Annotated in this window: 1 pseudogene; it reads left to right on the plus strand. The window is 73.9% G+C overall.

From position 1 onward, the window contains the following. Positions 1–218 (plus strand): annotated as a pseudogene (locus AB6A65_RS16485) (chlorophyllide reductase subunit Y); the annotation flags it as partial.

The following is a 218-nucleotide window of genomic DNA, read 5'->3' on the forward strand; positions in this document are numbered from 1 at the left end:
GATCCATCCCTTCTACACCGCCGCGATCCGCGAGTTCGAGGCGGCGGGCCGGCCGATCGTCGGCTCCGCGCCCGTGGGCTACGAGGGCACGGCCGCCTGGCTGAAGGCCATCGGCGAGGCGCACGGCGTCTCCGCCGGGAAGATCGCCGAGGCGCAGAACGCGGTGCTGCCGTCGATCAAGGAGGCGCTCGAGGGCGCGCGGCTCGAGGGGCGGATCA

It is taken from the genome of Rhodosalinus sp. FB01, assembly GCF_041365715.1.
In the GTDB taxonomy this organism is placed as follows: Bacteria; Pseudomonadota; Alphaproteobacteria; order Rhodobacterales; family Rhodobacteraceae; genus Rhodosalinus.